The sequence below is a fragment of the Veillonella parvula genome (genome assembly GCF_032472435.1).
Lineage (GTDB): Bacteria > Bacillota > Negativicutes > Veillonellales > Veillonellaceae > Veillonella > Veillonella parvula_N.
This window is the reverse complement of the sequence record NZ_JAWEGM010000001.1, coordinates 117095-138618: the sequence shown is the minus strand read 5'-3', so window position 1 is coordinate 138618 and position 21524 is coordinate 117095. Positions and strand designations below refer to the sequence as shown.

Sequence of the window (21524 nt, the reverse complement as noted above, 5' to 3'; positions counted from 1 at the left end):
TGTAATTTTTTAAATCCATAAATTGTAAATCTTCTCTTCATTTATATTGATACATTTATATTTTAAAGAAAACGGCCCGCGAATGATATGCTCCCCTTTACTAGACAACCAGTAAAGGCAGAACATATCAGAATCTCGAGCCATTTTATATGCATTATTTATAAATTAACGTTTGAAGTTTGTAGACAGCATAGCTCCAATTACTTTTTCCAACTTGCTAGTGGAAAGGTCTGGACCTTTGTAGAGTGTTAAGAGCACGTCGTTAGAGTTATCTTGTTTAGATACCATCATAACACCGCTACCGCGAGCCCCGTTATCATCGTAATCTTTCGCTACGATAACAAGGTTCAAATAATGGTCCTTCATGTATGTATACACCTTGCTTGTACGCGCAGAGGAACCGATCATTTTTGCCATGTTCATACCACGGTTAAATACGATTGTATTTGCATTATGTGGATTTGCCGCTAATTGTTGCTTTTCTTCTTCATTTAGAGGCATGAGATTTACCATGAGGGAGTCACCCATCTTGCCGCGGAACATGGCTGGCATCGTTTCACGCACATCATCAGGAATGCCTGTGTCAGCAGTCAATTTCAATTCCTTAGGCACAGTCATATATAAAACACCCTTGCTATTGCGTCCTACTTCTGTCATACTAAGATCTACAGCGCTAAGCATAATGGAATCTTTAATGGTCGCCACTTGGTTAGCCAATGGTTTTTCAGGAACGCCACGGCTCGCCAATTGTACATCGCCAGATTTAGTTTTCTTTAATGTTTCCACATTCCAGCTTGCACCTTTTTTATCTGCATCGCTAGCTTCTGTGAAAGCATTCGCCCCGTCTTTTGTGCCTACATATACATACGTTTGAGCCGGGATGATGGTATCTGGTGCACCAGATTTATTGAATGCCGCACCATATACTACATTAGGAATCACAGTAGAGCCAATTTGTAAATTGTTGTTAGTTTGGCTTTCCACATCAAAATTGATATTCCCTGTAAACGTCATATCAGGGCCATGATTGATAACAACCACATCCCCTGCTTGAGGAATAACGACAGGGCCTACAGGGCCCGCCATAGCTACACTTGCCATCGATACTCCAAGGCAAGCTGTTAATAATGCGCGTTTCAAAATAGATTGTTTCATAGATATACTCTCATTTCTCTATAATTTGTATACATTTGATGTAATTGTAAATCTAGTATAGTCATAAAATTTCCTCATACGATTTACAATCAAAATTATACTTAACCTTCTATAGTGACATAGTCGGATAAGCTACTTAATACTTCAAGCGCCAAGGGCCTTGTAGATGGTGTGCAACGCAACATGCAGCGCCCACTCGCATCTACAGAGGTCATAACACCTAAATATTCATAGCCTTCAATGATGCGATTGATGAAATTCGTATGCTTAGGATCAATGTGAAAGTACACATACGCTTCTTCTCCAGAGGTGGTTAAATCGGGTACATCTGGAAATGCACCAATTGATTTACTCGGCTCTAAGGCTGCACCACTCATAAACTATTCATCCTCTTTAGGTTTGCACTCACGACGCATCATGGAATACGGTTCAAGTGGTGTATCCATGTAAATGCGTACTTTCATTTGTGCATGCGGTGCTACATCGATAGGATTACCATCTTCATCTGTCATTTTTTCGATAACAGTTTCAACGAGTTCCCCTTTTGGTTGACAGAATTCTACCTTATCACCCACCTTGAAGTTATTACGTTGTTCAAGATCAACGTATTTTTCTTCTTCGTTGTAGCCCATAACTAAACCGATGAAGTCATGACTTTGAGTATTCGTAGATTTACCATAGTTTTGCGCCGTTTCATCAGGACGACCTTCAGCAAAGCCGTCTGTATAAGGGCGATGGGAAATCTTTTCTAATTCTGCAATCCATTCTGGACGAACGTACCAATCTTTACCTTCTTTAAGGTATGTATCAATCGCTGTGCGATATACTTTTGCCACTGTGGCACAGTAGTGAACGGATTTCATGCGACCTTCGATTTTAAGGCTATCAATACCAGCTTCATATAGATCTGGAATGCGGTGAATTAAACACAAGTCTTTAGAGTTAAAGATATACGTGCCATGTTCATCTTCTTCGATTGGGTAATATTCACCAGGTCGATTAGATTCCACAAGAGAATATTTCCATCGACAAGATTGAGAACATTGACCACGGTTCGCATCGCGATTACCTGTCATATAGTTAGACAATAAGCAGCGACCAGAGTAAGAAATACACATAGAACCATGTACGAAGGACTCAATTTCAATATCTACATGATCCTTCATTTCTTTAAGGTCTGCTAAGGATACTTCGCGAGCCGCTACAACACGTGTGGCACCAAGTTCTTTCCACATTTGAACTGTATGCCAATTCGTAGTGGAAGCTTGTGTACTTACGTGAAGCTCTAAACCTGGAGCTACGCGCTTAGCAAGGCTAAAGATACCCATATCGGCAACGATGATAGCATCAACACCGATACTTTCAAGGAATTTCAAATAATCCTCTAAACCTTCAAAATCCTCATTATGAGGAATGATATTACATGTAACATGAATCTTTTTACCATGTGCATGTACAAATTCTACAGCTTCCCTTAATTCCTCGTCGGAGAAATTAGAGTTTCCTGCGCGCAAGCCAAAGCGTTTACCTGCGCAATATACGGCATCCGCACCATAGCGGATAGCCATTTTAAGCTTGTCCATATTACCTGCAGGACAAAGCAATTCCATAAAATGTTCTGCCATTATTTGTTGTGCCCTTTCCACACACTCACACTCATGCCATCACCCATTGGGTAAATGGTAGTGTTAAACAATTCTTTATTTTCAACATATGTTAAGTATTCTTGTAACCGTTTTACGATGGTTTTGAACCGTTTTGGTGGTTCCTTATCGCCCCTTACGTAGCCTCTAAAGAGTACATTATCTGCAAGAATGACGCCCCCTTCTTTCACATGTGGCAAAATAAGTTCAAGTTGTTTTAAATATTGCCCCTTTGGACCATCTAAAAACACTAGATCATATTCGCCTGTGAGTTCCGTTAAGACTTGAGATGCATCGCCTTTCAGCAATGTAATGTTATCGGCATAATCGGATTGGTTAATATAATATTTCGCCATTTCGTGACGCACATCATCCAGTTCAATGGATGTAATATGCCCCTCTTCCTCGTCGAGTAGCGGAGCCATCAACAAAGCGGAGTAACCAATGGCGGTGCCCACCTCTAACACAGAGGTGGGCCGGTATAAACCTATTAATTCTTCAAATAGATGAACCTCAGACTCTCGTAAAATCGGCACATCATTAATCATCGCGTAAATACGCTGTTCATTTAAAATATCATTTAATGTCATGAAAGTAGATTAAATCTCCTACATTATCTATTGTTAGTACCACTAGGAACTACCAACGTAGAGCGTTCAGCAGGATTTGCAGATTCTACCTGAATTTGTGGTACTTGTTGTGCATTAGGAATAACATTCTGCATCGATTCAGGTACAGGTGTCGTCGTTGGTACATACATATTGTTATTTGTATTATTTCCATAGGATGGAGCAGCCGGCGTGACTTGCGTCGATGATTGATTTTGTGTTGAACCTGGTACAGGATCTGGAATCTCAGCTGCTGGAACTGTAGTTGGTGTGTATTTATAACTAGGTTCTACGTCAACATATTGAGAATCTGCTTCCACCGCTTCTGCAGAACTATAATTATAATTAGGCTCTGTAGTCGCTACTGCTACGTCATAGTTAGGACCAGCTTGTGCAGCTACTTCAGTATTAGCAGAAGAATTTTTTACTGTGTCAGCACCATAAATTTTATTAACCGCGGCTAAATGTTCTTCGTAAGATTTAGAGAAGTGATTATGCCCCTCTTTATCTGCTACGAAGTATAAATAATCTGTATTTTCAGAATGTAATACTGCATCTAAGGCTTTTTTACCAGGGTTTGCAATTGGTCCTGGTGGTAAACCTTTAGATACATATGTATTATACGGGCTTTGCAATTGCGTATCACCAATCGTTACATTTTCTTTCGCATAGCCAAGTACATAGGAAATAGTCGCATCAGATTGCAATGGAATACCATGAGCTAGACGCTTTTTGAATACCCCTGCAATAGTTGGACGGTCTGCATCAAATAAAGATTCTCGTTCAACAATAGACGCCAAGGTTACAAAGTCATGAATACTCATATGTTGAGCTTGAATTTGTTTCTTCACAGCTGGTGTAAGGTAACGATTCATTTCGTCAGCCATCATTTGAATAACATCACGAGGCGTAGCACCTACGGGGATTTCATACGTGCTTGGGAACAAGAAGCCTTCTACAGGATATGTAGCAGGTTTTGTACCTTTCATATAAGGGTATGGTACATAGGTCTTAGCTTCAGCTAAGAAGTCCTTCGCCTTCATGATTTGATTCTTTTCAAGAACGATAGCAATATCACCAACTGTATATCCTTCTGGAATTGTAACACGAATAGATTCTACATGACCTTCTTGTAACAAAGAAATGAGTTCGCGCACAGTTACTTTATTAGGTATTTGATAATGGCCAGTTTGAAGCTTATCATTGGTGCCACTCAAGTATAACCAGAGCTTAAAGCCCTGAGTTGAGCGAATTAGCCCTCTTTCAAAAAGCATATCTGCAATTTCAGTACCCGTTTGACCTTTTTCTATAACGACTACTTGTGTTCCATCATCTTGAGCAAAGGTATTCGGTACAAAGTACAATGCACCAAGGCCTCCACCAATAATTAATATACCTATAATAACTAGAATCAAAATATATCTTAAGGCTTTTCTCACGTTGTTGAGTTCCTTTCTGTAACATAACAGTATATCAATTCATTATACCATAAACTCTATATTTCCCCTATATAAAAGGGCAATGATTCCACTTATTCCATTTTATGCAATATATTAATTTTATGTATTTGTTATGCCCTTAGCATGAATGAAGTCCCTTCTTTGTACAACAATGATAATGTATAACAAAATAAAAATAGCGCATTGTCCACTGACAACACGCTAAATTTATGCTAAAGACAATTATTCGTCTTCATCCATGTCTTCATACAATTTTACTAGAGTTTCAAAGTTTTCATCTTCTTCATCCAAAGGTACGTATTCTTCTACGCCTTCTTCATTTGTTTCGATGCGAGCCAAGATCATGTACGTGTCATCTTGACCTTCATGGTCGGCATCTTCATCTTGTACATGTACAAGAACGGCATACTCTTGACCTTCATGGCTCAAGATAACATCTTCTGTGAAGTATTGTTTATTACCATGTTCGTCTTCGAATTCCAAATAATACACTTCACCTTCAAAATTTTGGTCAACCATTGGAAACCCTCCTTAAGGAAAAATACTTATTTATTAAACTGCAAGCGATCTAGATATCCTTGCAAAATTACAACCGCTGCCATTTTATCGATAACAGATTTACGCTTTTTACGGCTCACGTCAGCTGCGATGAGTTGACGTTCAGCCATAACAGTAGATAACCGCTCATCCCAATATGTAACAGGTAAATCGATGACTTCCTTCATTTTTGCAACGAATTCTTCAGTCTTTTCAGCCCGTTCACCTTTTGTACCATTCATATTTTTCGGCATACCTACCACAAGTTCATGTACTTCATATTCAGAAATGAGTTCTTGTAAGCGATTAAAGTCTTTTTCCAGAGATGTTCTACGAATGGTTTCAATACCTTGTGCAGTCATGAGCAGTGCATCGCTACAGGCAATACCAATAGTACGGCTGCCTACATCTAATGACATAATTCTCATTATAATTGTTTAGCCTTTGCGTATTCTTTCAACAATTCTTCAATCAAGTCATCACGCTCTAAACGGCGGATATCGGAACGCGCATTATTATAACTTGTTATATACGCAGGATCTCCAGAGATTAGATACCCTAAGATTTGATTAATTGGATTGTAACCTTTTTCTTGAATAGATTGATAAACACGCGTAAGCACCTCTTCAGCGGTCATCGGTTCATCGTCTACTTTACGGAATAACATGGTTTCATCTGAAACGTTCATCGTATCCCTCCTTTTTATTACATCGGCAGATTTCACTATACAAGTGAAATCTCACCTACTATTATACTTGAATTAAAGCTACAAAGTCAGTAACTTTTTATGCATTATAAAAAATTTCTATAACAGATACAAGTATAATTATAAAATTATATGCCTATTGTAACATAGATTTTAAGGCTTCACCACCAGCTTTTAATGCTTCCATTAATTTAGCTGGCTCTTTGCCACCTGCTTGTGCCATATCCGGACGGCCACCGCCATTACCTCCAGCTACTTGAGCTGCTGCTTTAACAATATTACCTGCTTTTGCACCTTTAGCAACGACATCTTTAGATACTTTACATACAAAGTTTACCTTATCATCGCCCATAGCAGCGCCTACAAGAACCACACCAGAGCCATTCAATTTATCAAGGCCCATATCAGCTAAATCACGCAATTCATCGATGGAGGACGCCTTTACAGCTGCGGCAACAAATTCAACATCACCTATCACAACTTTACCAGCAACGATGTCAGCTGCACCCGCTGCAGAAACTTCTTTACGAATTTGTTCTAATTCTTTTGCTGTGTCTTTAGCTTCTGTCAACACTTGGTGTAAGCGTTCTTCTATTTGAGGTGCTTTAGTTTTAAGCTCGCTTGCCATACGTTCAATAGTCAAACGATCTTGTTTTGCTGCATCAAGAGCTGCACGACCAGTAATCGCTTCGATACGACGTACACCAGAACCGATACCAGCTTCAGATGTTAAACGGAAGGAACTAATGAAAGCTGTGTTGCCTACATGAGAACCACCACATAATTCAACGGAGAAGCCAGGAACCTCTACAACGCGAACTACATCGCCATATTTATCTCCAAAGAGTGCCATCGCACCTTTCGCTTTTGCTTCGTCCATGGACATTTCAGCAATAGCTAGGTCCGTAGCTTTTAAAATTTCTTCGTTTACAAGTGCTTCGATTTGATCAAGTTCCTCTTCCGTTACAGGAGAGAAATGGGTGAAGTCGAAACGCAAGTAATCTGGAGTTACTAAAGAACCTGCTTGGTTTACATGCTCACCTAAGATTTGTTTCAAAGCTGCATGTAACAAATGGGTCGCTGTATGATTGCGAGCCATTGCTGCACGGCGATTTGTATCCACTTCAAGAGTGACATCATCGCCTTCAGAGATGGAGCCTTCTACAACAGTACCGATATGGTATACAGTGCCTTCTGGTAAACGTTTAGTGTTATGAACCTCTACCTTCCCCATTGGGCCCACAATAAAACCTGTATCGCCTAATTGACCGCCCCCTTCTGCATGGAATGGAGTCGTACGTACGATGATAGTAATTTCATCACCGTCAGCAGCTGTTTGTAAACGTTCAGCACCTTTACCTATCATCAATACAGAAGATGCTTCTACAGCCTCGTCCTCAAGAAGTTCTTCGTCTTTCAAGAATGTAATATCCGGTGTTGCTACCTTTGCATCTTCTTTAACACGGGCTTCACGAGCGCGTTCACGTTGCTCTTTCATAGCAGCTTCAAAGCCTTCATGGTCGATTGTAAAACCACGTTCAGAAGCAATTTCCTCTGTTAATTCCCAAGGGAATCCATATGTATCATATAGTTTGAATACTTCAGAACCAGGAACTACAGTTGCCTTTTCAGCAGCTAATGTATCGATCAAGGAGTTTAATAACTCAAGACCTTGTTCCAAGGTTTGGTTAAAGCGTTCTTCTTCATTTTGAACCACGCGTTTAACGAAGTCTTGTTTCTCAGCAATAGATGTAATACCAGGACCAAGAATGTCTACGACTATATCAATAAGTGGTGTTAAGAAGATACCTTCAATACCAAGTAAACGGCCATGACGTACAGCACGGCGTAAAATACGACGCAATACGTAGCCGCGACCTTCGTTGGATGGCAATACGCCATCGGAGATCAATGCAGTGACAGCACGAGCGTGGTCAGCGATAACTTTTAAAGAAACATCTGTATTTGGATCTTCGTTATATGTAACACCAGCGCGTTTTGCAGTGGCTTCGATGATTGGGAAAATCAAATCGGTTTCAAAGTTTGTTTTACAGCCTTGTAATACGGAAGCCAATCGTTCAAGACCGGCGCCTGTATCGATGTTTTTATGTTGTAATGGTTCATAAGATCCATCTGGCATTTTATTGAATTGAGTAAACACTAAGTTCCAAATTTCAAGATAGCGATCGCAATCACAGCCTGGCGCACAATTAGGGTCATCACAACCATGTTCAGGACCTTGATCAAAAAAGATTTCGCTATCTGGACCACATGGGCCTTCGCCAATTTCCCAGAAGTTATCTTCGAGACGCGTGATATGGCTCTCTTCTACACCACAATCATTATGCCATGTATCATATGCCTCTTGGTCATCTGGATATACAGTAACATATAATCTATTTTTATCGAGTTTAATAACCTCAGTTAAAAACTCCCACGCCCAATGAATAGCTTCTTTTTTAAAGTAGTCCCCAAAAGAGAAATTCCCCAACATTTCAAAGAATGTATGATGCCGTGCTGTACGCCCTACGTTTTCAAGGTCACCGGTACGCATACTTTTTTGGCATGTTGTAATACGACGACAAGGAGGTACCAATTTACCTGTAAAGAAAGGCTTCAATGGCGCCATACCTGCCCCGATCAATAACAAAGACGGATCGTTTTCTGGTATAAGAGAAAAACTATCTAATTTTAAATGTCCTTTACTTTCAAAAAACTGCAAGTATGCTTGACGCAGTTCATTACCCTTCATGTGTATATTCCTCCTAAAATTATTTACTCTTCATTATAACTCAAAAACGATATAAAATCTATTAAAAACATTGAGATTATGCGGAATTTACGCACTTTCACACCAATTCAAGTAAACCGTAAAAAATATAATTTTAAATCCATATTTTTTACAATAAAAGTAAAGGTCAAATTTGGTCAATGCTAGTTAAATCATAAATAATAAACATAAAAAGAGGTTATACAAATCAACAAAACAAAATTGATTCGTATAGCCTCTTTTATAGCTAGTTATTAAATTAGCGTACAACGCGTTTTGCGCCGATGTAGCGTTCGCCCCAATAACCAGTATCAAGGTCTGCTACTGCAACACCACGACTGGAAGTGGCGCTGATGAACTTGCCATCGCCAATATAAATACCGGAGTGAGATGGACCTGGTTCATAGGTTTCGAAGAATACCAAATCCCCTGCTTTCAAGTTCGCACGAGAAACTTCAACACCTACGTTATACTGTTCATCTGCCAAACGCGGTAAGGAAATACCTTGTTTTTCAAATACATATTTAACGTAACCAGAGCAGTCAAATCCACTTGGAGTTGTACCACCAAATACATATGGTACGCCACGGTATTTGTCAGCTTCTGCCAAGATTGCGTGAATGCTGCTAGGTGTTTCATTTTTCGTAATATTGTTTAATTTAACGTTCTTGCCATTAATGGATTGACCAGCGATACGACGGGATGTCGCATTACTGTTTGTAAAAGCGGATTTCGTTGCTACTGCTTTAGTTGCTGCATTTTGAGTCAATACTGCCTTCGTAGAACGAGGAGCACCCATCAATGCATTATACGTAGCAGGACCTACGATACCATCCACCGGAAGGCCACGATCTTGTTGGAACAGACGAACTGCCCACTTCGTTTCCTTACCATATACACCATTTTTATCTGTAGCATTATAGCCGTGTTTAATTAGTTGTTGTTGAACCGCTGTAACACTTTTGCCCTTATCACCATATTGTAATGTTGTTGCGCCAACCATGGCTGTTGTGGCACACACAAAAGTTAATGTTAATGCCGTTATTTTAACCTTACTATATTTTGACTTCATATGCTTCCTTTCCAAAAAACTTTTAAAGTAAGTTATTTATTCAAAATATACTAACCGTCTATTTATTTGCATTCACAAATACAGCTAGTCTTCTTTGCTTTTGTTAGTATAAGCCTCTGGTGCCATAAAAATATCTGCACTACTTGGCCCGAGTAACGGAGCCTCTTCATGCTCTTCAAAATTTATAGCTGACTTAACCCAATACAAAGGCCGTTGCTTCACCTCTTCAAAAATACGACCTACATACTCGCCAATAATTCCCAGTCCGACGAGTTGAATTCCACCAATAAACAAGATTGATACGCCCAAGGTTGTCCACCCATTCAAAGCTTGTCCTGTAAGATATACATACAAAAGATGTAAGATGAGCAAAAAGCTCATTCCACCACAAAGTACACCTACATACAAGGCGGCCCGTAAAGGCACCCTTGAAAAAGCGGTTACACCATCGAGAGCAAAGCGGATCATTTTACGCACACTAAACTTTGAGACACCTGCAAATCGAGGTGGTGCCACAAAGTGCAACTCTGCTTGTCTATACCCTAAGGCACCGACAATACCGCGCAAAAATCGACCATGTTCTCTGAATCGTTTCAACGTGCCCAATGCTTTACTATTCATGAGGCGGAAATCGGACCCACCTTCAACAATAGGAACATCGGCCATTTTGTTCATCAGTTTGTAATAATACTTAGACGTGAAAGATTTAGCCCAACTAGCGTCATCAGTTGAATCGCGTATGGTACGCACCACATCATACCCTGATTCCCACAATCGAACTAGTTCAGGAATCAATGCAGGTGGATGCTGCATATCACCGTCCATTGTAATGACTGCATCGCCATGAGCATAATCAAGCCCACATGTAAGTGCCGTTTGATGCCCAAAGTTACGAGCTAACAATAACACTTTAACATGTTTATCATTGAATGCAATTTCACGCAGTATCATAGCTGACGAATCACTAGATCCATCATCCACGAAGATTAATTCATAATCATACGTGAGACCTGACATAACATCAGTTACAGCTTTATAAAAGTTCGCTATATTTTCCTCTTCGTTATATACAGGCACTACAATAGAAAGTAACATAAATCCTCCAAAGTATTTTACTCACATATTTTATGTTAATTAGTAAATTAAGGCAAATGCTAAAGGTTAACAATAGGCTTAATAATGTTTATAAAGTCAGTAAACAAGCTATTTCTCTATAAAATACCAATAAAACCCTTCATTTTCCCTTTATATAAGTACAGCCAATTAATATTATATCAATTTATTTATCAATCTACTCAATAAAGCAATTTATAAAAAATATTTATTTTAGTAATATAGAAACAAATATTATTATTTCTAGCGTTATCAACTATTAATCAAAAATTTATATGAATTTTTATCATAAAATTATCAAAAATGCCTAATTTCATCTATTTTTCATGAAAAAGAGACCCGTTAAGGGTCTCCTTTACTATAATCCAGCAGCATCAATCCAAGATTGTAAATCTTCCTCCGCCAGTTCCATATCTTCTATATAAGCACCAGCTACAACTGGATATTTAGCGACCTCTACTGTATGTAAAATGGAATCATCGCGACCATTTTTATAAGTCCCAATCCAGATCCCAGAAAATTGTGATTCATACCATTCTACAGGTTGATCAGTTTCATTAAAGTTAATCGTAATATGACCCCGTCCAAGAGTTTCTAATACTTCAACTTGTTCTTCCTCTGTTAAACCTGTTTTTTCAATATAAATCGAATATGTTTCACCAGTTTCACGCAAATTCTTTAGAGCCAAACGCAACTCATTTAAAACAGCGCGAACATTACCATAATTTTCAATCATAAATACTCCTATACAGAAACTATCTTTACATTCTATAAGATATCTATACATTATATGAAATTTCCACTTTATGCTTTAGGCTCAACTGTTACGCCCCATTCTCGTAGGACATGCAAAATACGTTTTTTAACCTCAGGCAAGGCACATTGTACCGGCCCGCTAGGTTCAAAACCAATTTCCAATGATTCCGGTTCAACACCGATAACCACTGCATCTTCTAATGGATCTTCTTGAATAGCACGGATGCGCAAAATATCTTGCATTCCTACTTCATGTACAGAAATATGTTCCGTAAAATATTGTTCTAATTCCTTATGAGGAAATTCATATATAGTTCCTGGAGCATCTCCGCCATTAATAGCGTCTACAAGAAGGATTTTCTTCATACCACGCATATACGTGAGTAATTCCATCCCCATAGTGCCACCATCAATAATGGAAATCGGAGGTGTAAATGTGAAAGATTCTTTCAATTCTTTTACTACATGAACACCTAATCCCTCATCGGTAAGCAAAATATTACCGACTCCAAGTAGGACAATTTCATTATCTCCATCATCATAAAGGCTGTTTAAATCAATACACGGACCCTCTGAGTCCGCGTATTGTTTCAAGCCACTGATGATATCAGTACTTGTATTAGTCATTTTCTTGTAATTCTCTTTCTCTAGGATCATTAGGATCACTTGGACGATATGTAGTACCAGATGGTTTATCAATACGTTCCCCACGACGGCGTTTACCATTGAGATCTTCAATATCAATTGGGTCATGAGCGTAATATTTCATACCCGAAACCATAGCAGATACTTCGCCGGATTCCTCCATAACGTCTTCTCGGAATGCCATATACACGTGAACAATAGTAAAGAACAAGAATCCCCACGCAATGTAGTGATGGATAACATGGACTTTATATTCACCACCAAATAATGTAATCACTGGTGCAAATAAAGTTCCTAGAATACCATTAGGATTAACCATCGAATACATTGCAAAACCCGTTAAGATTTCAAAGAAGAACATAATGTATACCATCATATACGCAGTTCTAGCTAAGGAATTACGAAGCCAATGATGTTCATGTTTTTGAGGAATCATTAAATAGTGCAATGTTGTTTCTTTAAGACCGTACCAATACCGTTTTTGACGGAATTTAGGTAATAATCTATCCCCTCGGTTCCAAAGAGCGCCTGCAAAACGGAAGATAAAGGAGAATGTTAAGATAACACCTGCAATGAAATGAATACGCCTCATAGTTTCCATAGAGAACCAGCCATCAATAGCAAAAGTTGGTTCAGGGTTACCCGTAATCGCAGCAAAGCCTGGATCACCAATATATAGTCCTGTCCAGAATAAAGCCGTTACACTAAGCACCATAGTCCAGTGGAATATGCGCAGCCATAGACTAAATACGACATACGCCTTTTTGTCAGTATGTATTAACATAAGCCCACCACCCTTTATTTACACAATGCATCTGTATTGACGGAAACAATTTTTTCGCCTTTTTTATTGTATAAATGGGTTGCACATGCGAGGCATGGATCAAAGGAGTGAATTACCTTCAAAATTTCAAGTGGTTTATCTGCAATTTTTACATGTGTATCAATCATGGAATCTTCATAGGCACCATGTTCATTAGCTGCAGTTTTAGGGCACGCATTCCATGTAGATGGTACGATACATTGATAATTTGCAGAGCGTCCATCTTTAATATGTATCCAGTGACCCAAACCACCACGAGGCGCATCTACAAGGCCAACACCTTTAGCATCTTTATCCCATGTATTTGGCTCAAATTTAGTCATATCCGCTACTGTAGTATCACCATTTTTGATATTAGATACAAGTTTGTTAAAGAAGTATTGGCTAATATTTGCTGCCACTTGTGCATCAAGACCACGACATGCTGTGCGCCCCACCATAGTAGTCATCCATGCATGAGCTGGTACACCCAATACTTGGGATACTGTGTCAATTTGACGAACAATCATAGATTCTGCCCAAGTTGGATCTTTGATAATGCCTTGCTTTACCTTTGTATACACAACAATATATTTTGCTAATGGACCAACTTCTGCAGTTTTACCTTTGAAAGTTGGAGATTTAATCCAAGAGTATTTTTTATCTTCATCAAGGAATTCCCATTTTTCTTTTGTACCAGATTTAGGACCTGTAAATTTAGGATCAGTAACACCTTCAATAGGATGAAGTGTTTTTGTTCCATCTGGATATGTAAACCAGGAATGATCAACCTCTTCACTAAGGTATTGAGGATCCATGAAATCTTTACCTTCTAATGGGATAAATGTTGCTTTATCTACACCTAACGCAAAGTTTTCAACAACGCCATTGGAACGAACAATACATTTCTTATGATAGTCACCATTAGAAATACCGGTGTACGTATCATCAGGATAATCGCCATAGGACATAACGCGTTTCTTCGCAAGGCCACCACCATCAATCATACCTTTTTCTACATATATTTTACCGATAGCTAATAGATCTGGCACGTAGAAATTATCAACTAAGTCTTTAGTTAATGCAATAGATTGCTCTACAGCAGCAAGGCGTTGTGTATTAATAGGGGCATTCATATCATTCATAGAAATAGAGCATGGCATGCCACCTACAATGTAATGAGGATGAGGGTTTTTACCACCAAATACAACGTGAGGAATTACAATATCCCGTTGACGATCAAGAATGTTCAAATAATGAGATACGGCCATCAAATGAACTTCTGGAGGTAACAAGTTATAGTCAGGATGATCCCACCATTGCGCAGAGAAAATACCCAATTGGCCAGATTCAACGATTTTCTTAACCTTTTGTTGTACAGCCGTAAAGTATGCTGTAGTAGCCTTAGAAAACTCTTTAGGATAAGCAGAGTCTTTGGATGCTGTTTCAGCAGGTGCTAAACCGCTTACATTATATGTAGCCAATACATCATTTTGTAATTGTGCGGTTTTAGCAGGGTCGGCACTAAGAGCTGCTACCGGGCTAACCCAGTCAAGGGCATGTAAATGATAGAAATGCACAATATGATCATGCACATCTAGACTACTATGCATAATATTACGTATATAGTTTGCATTTTTAGGAATTGTAATACCAAGCGCATCTTCAACAGCTCTTAACGAAGCCAATGCATGTGTTGTAGTACATACACCACAAATACGTTGTACGAACGCCCAAAGGTCACGAGGATCGCGGTCTTTAGCAACAAGTTCGATACCGCGCCAAGCAGTACCAGAAGACAATGCATCCTCTACTTTACCACTCGCTTCATCAACTTTTATTTCAACCCGTAAATGACCTTCAATACGGGAAATCGGATCTACTACTACGCGTTTCATTAGTGACCTCCTCCATTATTATGTTTCTTTTCATCCCATAAGCCTTGTTCTTTTAAGCGTTTTTCTTCTTTCATATCAAGAATTTTATTACGCGTAAGAGTTGCAGCACCATGAACGATAACTGCTGCAGTAGCACCAACAGCAGCTACTGTACCGATTGTATCAGCAGTCGTGATGGTATTAGCCAATGGAATATCTGGTAAACGTTTGTAGAATACGTCATTATCCCAGAAGCCCTTTTCAGAGCAACCAATACAACCGTGACCGGATTGAATTGGATAGGATAAACCATTCCACCAACGTAAGTTACCACAAGAATTATATGTTTGAGGTCCACGACAACCTACTTTATACAAACACCAACCAGATTTGGATGCATCATCGTCGAATTTTTCAACAAAAAGTCCAGAGTCAAAGAAGGCACGACGGTAGCATGTGTCGTGAATGCGATTGCCATAAAATTGTTTAGGACGGCCTTGAGAATCAAGAGGTGGAATTTGACCGAATAATGCATAGTGCATGATTACGCCAGTCATAACCTCTGGAATTGGAGGACAACCAGGGACCTTAATAATTGGCTTGCCAGATACAACGGAAGATACAGAAACTGTATTTGTTGGATTTGGTTTTGCCGCCTGTATACCGCCCCAAGAAGCACAAGAACCATATTCTATGATTGCTGCAGCTCCTTTAGCTGCTTCTAATAGAGATTCTTTAAACGTACGTCCACCTACTGTACAATAAACGCCATCGTCATCAAGTGGTACACCACCTTCAACAGCCAAGATATATTTACCGGCTTTTTCTTTGATGATTTTTTCTAAATGTTCCTCTAATGGTGCACCAGACGCTGCCGCCAACGTATCATCATATTCAAGAGAAATCATATTCAAAATAACATCAGAAGTAAAGGGAGAGGATGAACGGATAAAAGATTCACTACAACCAGTACATTCATGACCATGCAACCAAATCACCGTAGGTAATTCAGTTGTTTCGGCAGCCTTAACAACGGTGTCTAACATCGTTGGAGGTAGTCCTAAAATAGCAGTGAGTGCTACACAGGATTTCATAAATGTTCGTCGACTCAAACGGCGTTCTTGGAAGAGTGTCCACAAACTATTTATACGATTCTTCATGGAATATAGCCTCCTTACAACAACTTTGCGCAATATAATTATATTACTTAATAAACTACAACGTTTATGACGGAAATCATTTTATTAGCGTCCTCTATCACTTTGAAGAAGTTCAACCAACATGATGACAATCATATTTTTACTATTTTATTATATCACTTAACATTTTTGAAAACTATGAAATTTAACAAAAAAGCTGTATATAAGAAATTAACTTTCCTTATATACAGCCTCATGTTATTCATTTCCTAAGAATTCCTAGTTATTAATTAATCAGATAACTTCCTTTATTAGAGACTCAAGCATATCTGCTTTTTTATAGCCCACAAGGGAATCAAGCATTTTGCCATCTCGGAAGAATACTAAGGATGGGATACCATCAACATCTTCTTTTAACAAAATACCACGAAGATTTTTATCTTCTGCATTAACACTAAAGAATTCTACTTGACCTTTTAAACGCTCTGCTACGTCTTCAATCTCTGGACGCATAACAGTGCAAGGTTCGCACCAACCAGCCCAAAAATCAACAATAGCTAAACCTTTAGCGCCAAGCACTTTCTCATCAAATTCTTGTACACTAGTAATTGCTGTAATTGCCATGAAGTTCTCCTAACAAAGATCTACAATCTTATATACTATCAATTATATGTTAAATATAGAAGCAAGCAATCAATAAGCCGAGTTCTGTTCCGCTTGCGCGGTGACGATTATCTTTCTAGGCGTACAGTCGCCTGCACGCTCGAGCGACACAACCCGGAAGGTAGGCGGGACCACCCTTAACCCTTCCCTATTCGGTCTTGCTCCAGATGGGGTTTACCGAGCCAGCCTGTTACCAGACTGCTGGTGAGCTCTTACCTCACCTTTCCACCCTTACCACTTACGTGGCGGTTTCCTTTTCTATGGCACTTTCCCTAAGGTTACCCTCGCCAGACGTTATCTGGCATCCTGCCCTATGGAGCTCGGACTTTCCTCGAGTCGTATAGACTCGCAACCGTCTTTCATACTTGCTTCAATTCAGTTTATCATAGCTAACAATTTGTTGCAAGAAAATGCATCATTACACAAAGAAGAAATCATTTTGTTCTGTGAAAGCTTTCACAGGAACAGTAAGCCCTGCAGAGATTAAATAGTCACGTAAACCATGTGCCACTATAGACTCAGTTCCAAAATGCCCCGCATCAACTACGAGTAAACCTAATTCCTTAGCCATTTGCGCCTCATGATACTTCACATCACCTGTAATATAGGCATCTACATGTAACCGGGCAGCATCCTTAATAAATTCTGCACCTGCACCAGAGCATAGAGCAATGGATTGAATAGCTTTCGGCACAATACCAACAAAACGAATGTTAGCATCAGGCAACGCTTCTTGTACCCACTCACGGAAAGAATCTAAGTTTAATGCATTAGGCAAGCGACCTACCCGTCCTAGATATTGAGTTGAACTAGTAGGCTCGACTATATTCAAAACCTCATAAGCAACTTCTTCATATGGATGAGCAGCTTTCATAGCCGCTACGACTTTGCTTAAATGCGTACCATCAACGATAGCATTCACTTGTACCTCAGGAACCACTGTCAAAGCGCCAGCTGCCCCAATGACAGGATGAGAATCTTCATTACCAACAAAGCGTCCTTCCCCATGGATACTGAAACTGCAATGCTCGTAATTACCAATTCGGCCTGCCCCTGCATCACCCATCGCCAATCGAACCGCATCAGCCGAGCTTTCAGGTACAAAAGTGGTCACCTTATAAAGCGCCTCTTCACCAGTTTTAATGAAGCCCTTAATATCTATAAGTCCCAATTGCTTCGCCAACATATCATTTAGACCGCCTGGTGCGATATCAAGATTTGTATGAGCACTATATACGGCAATCTTATGTTGAATCAGCTTATTAATCGTACGCCCATGAGCAGTATCACATGATATCTGTTTCAACCCTTTAAAGATTAATGGGTGGTGGCTAACAATTAAATTACAATTTTGTTCAATAGCATATTCTACGGTTTCTTCTGTTACGTCTAACGTAGTCACTACACCTGTAACAACTACATTCCGATCGCCCACCATTAAACCTACATTATCCCAAGACTCTGCATAAGAACGCGGTGCTAATTGCTCCATCAAGGTAATAACTTGTTGAACCGTTATCATACAACTCACTTCTTTCTATTTATTCTCTAAAAGATTACGAAGAAAATTAACTTCCTGCTCTAAATCCTGATATTTATCAGTATGATTTAATTTCTCTGTCATATCATCTAATGCACATTGTCGTTGATATATTAAATACTCTATATATTTCATCCAAAGTGGTGGTCTATCTTGTTCCAATAAAGCCCCTACAGACCACAACAAGGAGTCTTCCGGTAACGATTGATAAACATCTACATATTCAGTCATACCTGTATAAGCTTCCACGCAGTCATTGCGCACGGCTAAAAATGCTGTATAGAGCTTACCAGCATCTTCTACGATAATTTCTAGAACAATAACATATCCCTTTTGAACCATATATTGACGTAATTCTTTTTGTCCATTCTGTGGTTGGAGTACATAGAACTCTAATGGTTCTGGGCCTGCATCTACAATATCTCGCATTAAAAATCCACCCATACCACAACAAATGGCGCCGTTCAACTCGCCCTTTTCTGTCACTTTAAGACCATCGCCTAAACGACAATCTACTTTATCGGCTAGTCCACAAGACTCAACATATGATCTTGCAGACTCTAACGGACCTTTATGTACATCACCGGCAATGACATATTCAGCGCGTTGACGGTTGATGAGCTCTACCGCTAAATAGCCATGATCGGTACCGATATCGGCAATGGCATGAGCCTTTGGTACGATTGAGAATACCGCTTCTAGGCGGTCCATCATAGGTCTAGGTTCCATAACTTCCTCTACTATTACTAATTATATATTACTAACTATTCATTCTTAATTCTTAATTCTTAATTATTTATTCTTGATTATTTTTTGCTTATTTTATGCTTATTTATTTACATATTTGTTCTCGTTTATTTATTTCTAAACATAATACTATTCAAAAATAAGCTTTGTTAAGTTACACAAATAAATGATTTACATATAAAAATAACCGCCCTTGAATTCTCAAGGACGGTAGATGTCAACATAATGGTGGGCCCACCTGGGTTCGAACCAGGGACCGACCGGTTATGAGCCGGTTGCTCTACCCCTGAGCTATAGGCCCTCAGTTAGTTTCTAGCTTATTAATTATACCGAATAGACTATCATTTAGTCAAGGCAACTCAAATGTTAAGACTGTTTCATTAGCATAAAACGGTGAATCATATGATCTTCGTTAAATACGCCTTTAGTAGTTAGTGTAGTCGTTTGGCTATCTGTAGATTTAATACCTCGTGCACTCATGCAGCTGTGAGACGATGTAATGTGCACAATAACATCATCAGACCCTGTCGCTAAAGAAATTACCTCCACAATATCTTCGCCAATTTTTTCTTGTAGTTGTAAACGCTTACAACACATTTCAGCTATGCGAGGAATCTTAGATAAACCTATGACACGACCTTTTGGAATGTACCCAATACTAATACTCATATCATACATCAATGCCATATGATGTTCACAATGAGAGAAGCAAGTAATATCCTTTACTACTACCATTTGGTTTGTATCTACAGCGAAAGTCTTACCATACATGTCTGCAATCTCAGCATTTGTATACTGAATGCCTTCATATACCTCTTCCATCATTTGAGCCACCCGTTTCGGTGTTTCTAACAAACCATCCCGCTTAGGATCCTCACCTAAAGCTTCTAACAACTGATATATAAGTGATTCTATTTTTTTCGTATCCATATTTACCCCTTTATATCAAGATTTCATCAGCCCTCATATCATACTATACATTAGAAAAGATACTGATACCACACATTCTAACAATACTATACACCCTTTGCATCTGGATCCCAGACAAATTTATGGATTTGCAATTGAAATCGTACATTCTGCAAATTATATGCTTTCATATAATCGATAATCGATGCCGCCTCAATCTTCCCCCATACAGGCGATACATATATTTGAGCCGCTGTAGGATATTGGTCAATTATGTGACGCATACAATCCAAATCTTCTGGAGAACCAACGACAAACTTAATCAAATCACGTTCTGTAGCCACCTTGAATATATCTATATTCATAGACTCTTCGGCTAAAGAAGACGGTGTTTTATAATCATAGGTAAACCACACATTTTCTCTCTGAAAGCTCGGTACAATCGTTCCATTTGTTTCAATATTGAAATCATAAGGACTATTATTAGGCCTCTCTCGTTTATCAAATGTATCTACATCTTTATCTATATCATTAATACGAGTTAAATCACTTTGATTTGATGGACTGTTTTGTATCTTTAAAGCCTTCCGACTATTTAATTCATCAATTAACTCTACAACAGCAGCTTCCTGTAATAGAGGCTCCCCACCAGTAATAGTAATGCGATGATTACCTAAGCTTTCAATAACATCCGCCACCTCACATATAGTCATCTCTGTGAAAATACTATCAATGCCGTAACTATAAGTCGTGTCGCAATAGGAACAGCGAATATTACAATCATGAAGACGTAAAAATGTAGTCAGCAAGCCTTGCCGACTACCTTCCCCATCAATGGAGGCAAAAATCTCAATCACGTTCATAAATAGCTGTGTTCCCTTCAGATTCTTGAACCTCTACTTTAAAGCATTTTGGGCCCAATTCATCAGCAATCCATTTTGCCATATTCTCCGCAGTGGGATTAATGTCGCCTAGTACATCGTTGATATGGCGATGATCCAAGCGACCATGAATTTTTTCTTTAATAATCGTAAAGTCGATGACCATCCCGTTATGATCTAACTCTTCAGAACGAGCATGAACTGTAATAATCCAGTTATGCCCATGAAGATTTTGACATTTACTCGGATAATCTAGTTGTAATTGATGAGATGCACTCACCTCTAACCGTTTAGTAACTGTAAACATTATATCTCCTATCCATCACATAAGCTTTCAACTTATATCTATTACATAAGACTTATCGCTATTACATGAGACCCTTCTCTACTACATAAGTCTTATCATAAAATGCTTTTTATTGTAAGATATTATTATTTTTTATTATAACACAAAAGGGTTGTAATACAGTGCTATACAACACTGCATTACAACCCTTAAGA

Annotated in this window: 22 protein-coding genes, 1 tRNA gene and 1 other RNA gene; all 24 read right to left on the bottom strand. The window is 38.9% G+C overall.

Features of this window, described 5'->3' with window-relative positions; translation table 11 throughout:
- Nucleotides 1-165 precede the first annotated feature (165 nt).
- The 24 genes from E7A03_RS00640 to queD all read right to left on the bottom strand — a co-directional run bounded on the left by E7A03_RS00640 (nt 166) and on the right by queD (nt 21330).
- On the bottom strand, nt 166-1155 hold the full coding sequence (locus E7A03_RS00640; protein WP_316073564.1) for a hypothetical protein: 990 nt from the start codon (nt 1153-1155) through the stop codon (nt 166-168).
- Between the two features lie 101 nt (nt 1156-1256).
- Nucleotides 1257-1532 (bottom strand): DUF4911 domain-containing protein, encoded by a 276-nt coding sequence (locus E7A03_RS00635; protein ID WP_060919163.1) that lies wholly within the window; start codon nt 1530-1532, stop codon nt 1257-1259.
- A 3-nt stretch (nt 1533-1535) separates the two neighbouring features.
- Nucleotides 1536-2780, bottom strand: a complete 1245-nt coding sequence (locus tag E7A03_RS00630; RefSeq protein WP_287518687.1) for a peptidase U32 family protein — start codon at nt 2778-2780, stop codon at nt 1536-1538.
- On the bottom strand, nt 2780-3388 hold the full coding sequence (locus E7A03_RS00625; protein ID WP_004697053.1) for an O-methyltransferase: 609 nt from the start codon (nt 3386-3388) through the stop codon (nt 2780-2782). The genes E7A03_RS00630 and E7A03_RS00625 overlap by 1 nt, the downstream gene beginning before the upstream one ends.
- Nucleotides 3389-3411: 23 nt before the next feature.
- Nucleotides 3412-4845, bottom strand: coding sequence for an endolytic transglycosylase MltG (gene mltG / locus E7A03_RS00620; RefSeq protein ID WP_316073563.1), 1434 nt, complete (start codon nt 4843-4845; stop codon nt 3412-3414).
- 243 nt (nt 4846-5088) lie between these two features.
- The gene (locus E7A03_RS00615; RefSeq protein WP_008601328.1) at nt 5089-5385 is read right to left on the bottom strand and encodes a DUF1292 domain-containing protein; all 297 of its coding nucleotides are present in this window, start codon (nt 5383-5385) and stop codon (nt 5089-5091) included.
- Nucleotides 5386-5411: 26 nt separating this feature from the next.
- Entirely contained in the window at nt 5412-5831 is a 420-nt protein-coding gene (ruvX, locus tag E7A03_RS00610; RefSeq protein WP_004696363.1) for a Holliday junction resolvase RuvX, read from the bottom strand.
- The gene (locus tag E7A03_RS00605) at nt 5831-6091 is read right to left on the bottom strand and encodes an IreB family regulatory phosphoprotein (protein WP_004696366.1); all 261 of its coding nucleotides are present in this window, start codon (nt 6089-6091) and stop codon (nt 5831-5833) included. The genes ruvX and E7A03_RS00605 overlap by 1 nt, the downstream gene beginning before the upstream one ends.
- 154 nt (nt 6092-6245) lie before the next feature.
- Nucleotides 6246-8861, bottom strand: coding sequence for an alanine--tRNA ligase (alaS, locus tag E7A03_RS00600; RefSeq protein WP_316073562.1), 2616 nt, complete (start codon nt 8859-8861; stop codon nt 6246-6248).
- Nucleotides 8862-9138: 277 nt separating this feature from the next.
- Nucleotides 9139-9951: a C40 family peptidase gene (locus tag E7A03_RS00595; RefSeq protein ID WP_008714242.1), complete on the bottom strand. Its 813-nt coding sequence runs from the start codon at nt 9949-9951 to the stop codon at nt 9139-9141.
- 84 nt (nt 9952-10035) lie between these two features.
- On the bottom strand, nt 10036-11046 hold the full coding sequence (locus E7A03_RS00590) for a glycosyltransferase family 2 protein (protein ID WP_316073561.1): 1011 nt from the start codon (nt 11044-11046) through the stop codon (nt 10036-10038).
- Between the two features lie 376 nt (nt 11047-11422).
- Nucleotides 11423-11800 carry a hydrogenase expression/formation C-terminal domain-containing protein gene (locus E7A03_RS00585; RefSeq protein WP_008714244.1) on the bottom strand — a complete coding sequence of 126 codons (378 nt, stop codon included), beginning with the start codon at nt 11798-11800 and terminating at the stop codon, nt 11423-11425.
- 68 nt (nt 11801-11868) lie between these two features.
- The gene (locus E7A03_RS00580; RefSeq protein WP_316073560.1) at nt 11869-12447 is read right to left on the bottom strand and encodes a HyaD/HybD family hydrogenase maturation endopeptidase; all 579 of its coding nucleotides are present in this window, start codon (nt 12445-12447) and stop codon (nt 11869-11871) included.
- On the bottom strand, nt 12440-13249 hold the full coding sequence (gene cybH / locus E7A03_RS00575; protein WP_004698529.1) for a Ni/Fe-hydrogenase, b-type cytochrome subunit: 810 nt from the start codon (nt 13247-13249) through the stop codon (nt 12440-12442). The genes E7A03_RS00580 and cybH overlap by 8 nt, the downstream gene beginning before the upstream one ends.
- 14 nt (nt 13250-13263) lie before the next feature.
- Entirely contained in the window at nt 13264-15165 is a 1902-nt protein-coding gene (locus E7A03_RS00570; RefSeq protein ID WP_287501482.1) for a nickel-dependent hydrogenase large subunit, read from the bottom strand.
- Complete coding sequence (locus E7A03_RS00565; RefSeq protein ID WP_119563196.1) at nt 15165-16304, bottom strand: hydrogenase small subunit; 1140 nt, start codon at nt 16302-16304, stop codon at nt 15165-15167. The genes E7A03_RS00570 and E7A03_RS00565 overlap by 1 nt, the downstream gene beginning before the upstream one ends.
- A 273-nt stretch (nt 16305-16577) precedes the next feature.
- Nucleotides 16578-16907 (bottom strand): thioredoxin family protein, encoded by a 330-nt coding sequence (locus tag E7A03_RS00560; protein ID WP_004698670.1) that lies wholly within the window; start codon nt 16905-16907, stop codon nt 16578-16580.
- 57 nt (nt 16908-16964) lie between these two features.
- An RNA gene (gene rnpB / locus E7A03_RS00555) (RNase P RNA component class A) lies at nt 16965-17315 on the bottom strand.
- Nucleotides 17316-17364: 49 nt separating this feature from the next.
- Nucleotides 17365-18468 carry a Nif3-like dinuclear metal center hexameric protein gene (locus tag E7A03_RS00550; RefSeq protein ID WP_316073559.1) on the bottom strand — a complete coding sequence of 368 codons (1104 nt, stop codon included), beginning with the start codon at nt 18466-18468 and terminating at the stop codon, nt 17365-17367.
- Between the two features lie 15 nt (nt 18469-18483).
- Nucleotides 18484-19215 carry a tRNA (adenine(22)-N(1))-methyltransferase gene (locus tag E7A03_RS00545; RefSeq protein ID WP_077708558.1) on the bottom strand — a complete coding sequence of 244 codons (732 nt, stop codon included), beginning with the start codon at nt 19213-19215 and terminating at the stop codon, nt 18484-18486.
- Between the two features lie 244 nt (nt 19216-19459).
- Nucleotides 19460-19534: transfer RNA gene (locus tag E7A03_RS00540), tRNA-Ile, on the bottom strand.
- 65 nt (nt 19535-19599) lie between these two features.
- Nucleotides 19600-20163, bottom strand: a complete 564-nt coding sequence (gene folE, locus E7A03_RS00535) for a GTP cyclohydrolase I (RefSeq protein WP_287552508.1) — start codon at nt 20161-20163, stop codon at nt 19600-19602.
- A gap of 86 nt (nt 20164-20249) precedes the next feature.
- Nucleotides 20250-21005, bottom strand: coding sequence for a 4Fe-4S cluster-binding domain-containing protein (locus tag E7A03_RS00530; protein ID WP_316073557.1), 756 nt, complete (start codon nt 21003-21005; stop codon nt 20250-20252).
- Complete coding sequence (queD, locus tag E7A03_RS00525; protein WP_012864569.1) at nt 20992-21330, bottom strand: 6-carboxytetrahydropterin synthase QueD; 339 nt, start codon at nt 21328-21330, stop codon at nt 20992-20994. The genes E7A03_RS00530 and queD overlap by 14 nt, the downstream gene beginning before the upstream one ends.
- Nucleotides 21331-21524 lie beyond the last annotated feature (194 nt).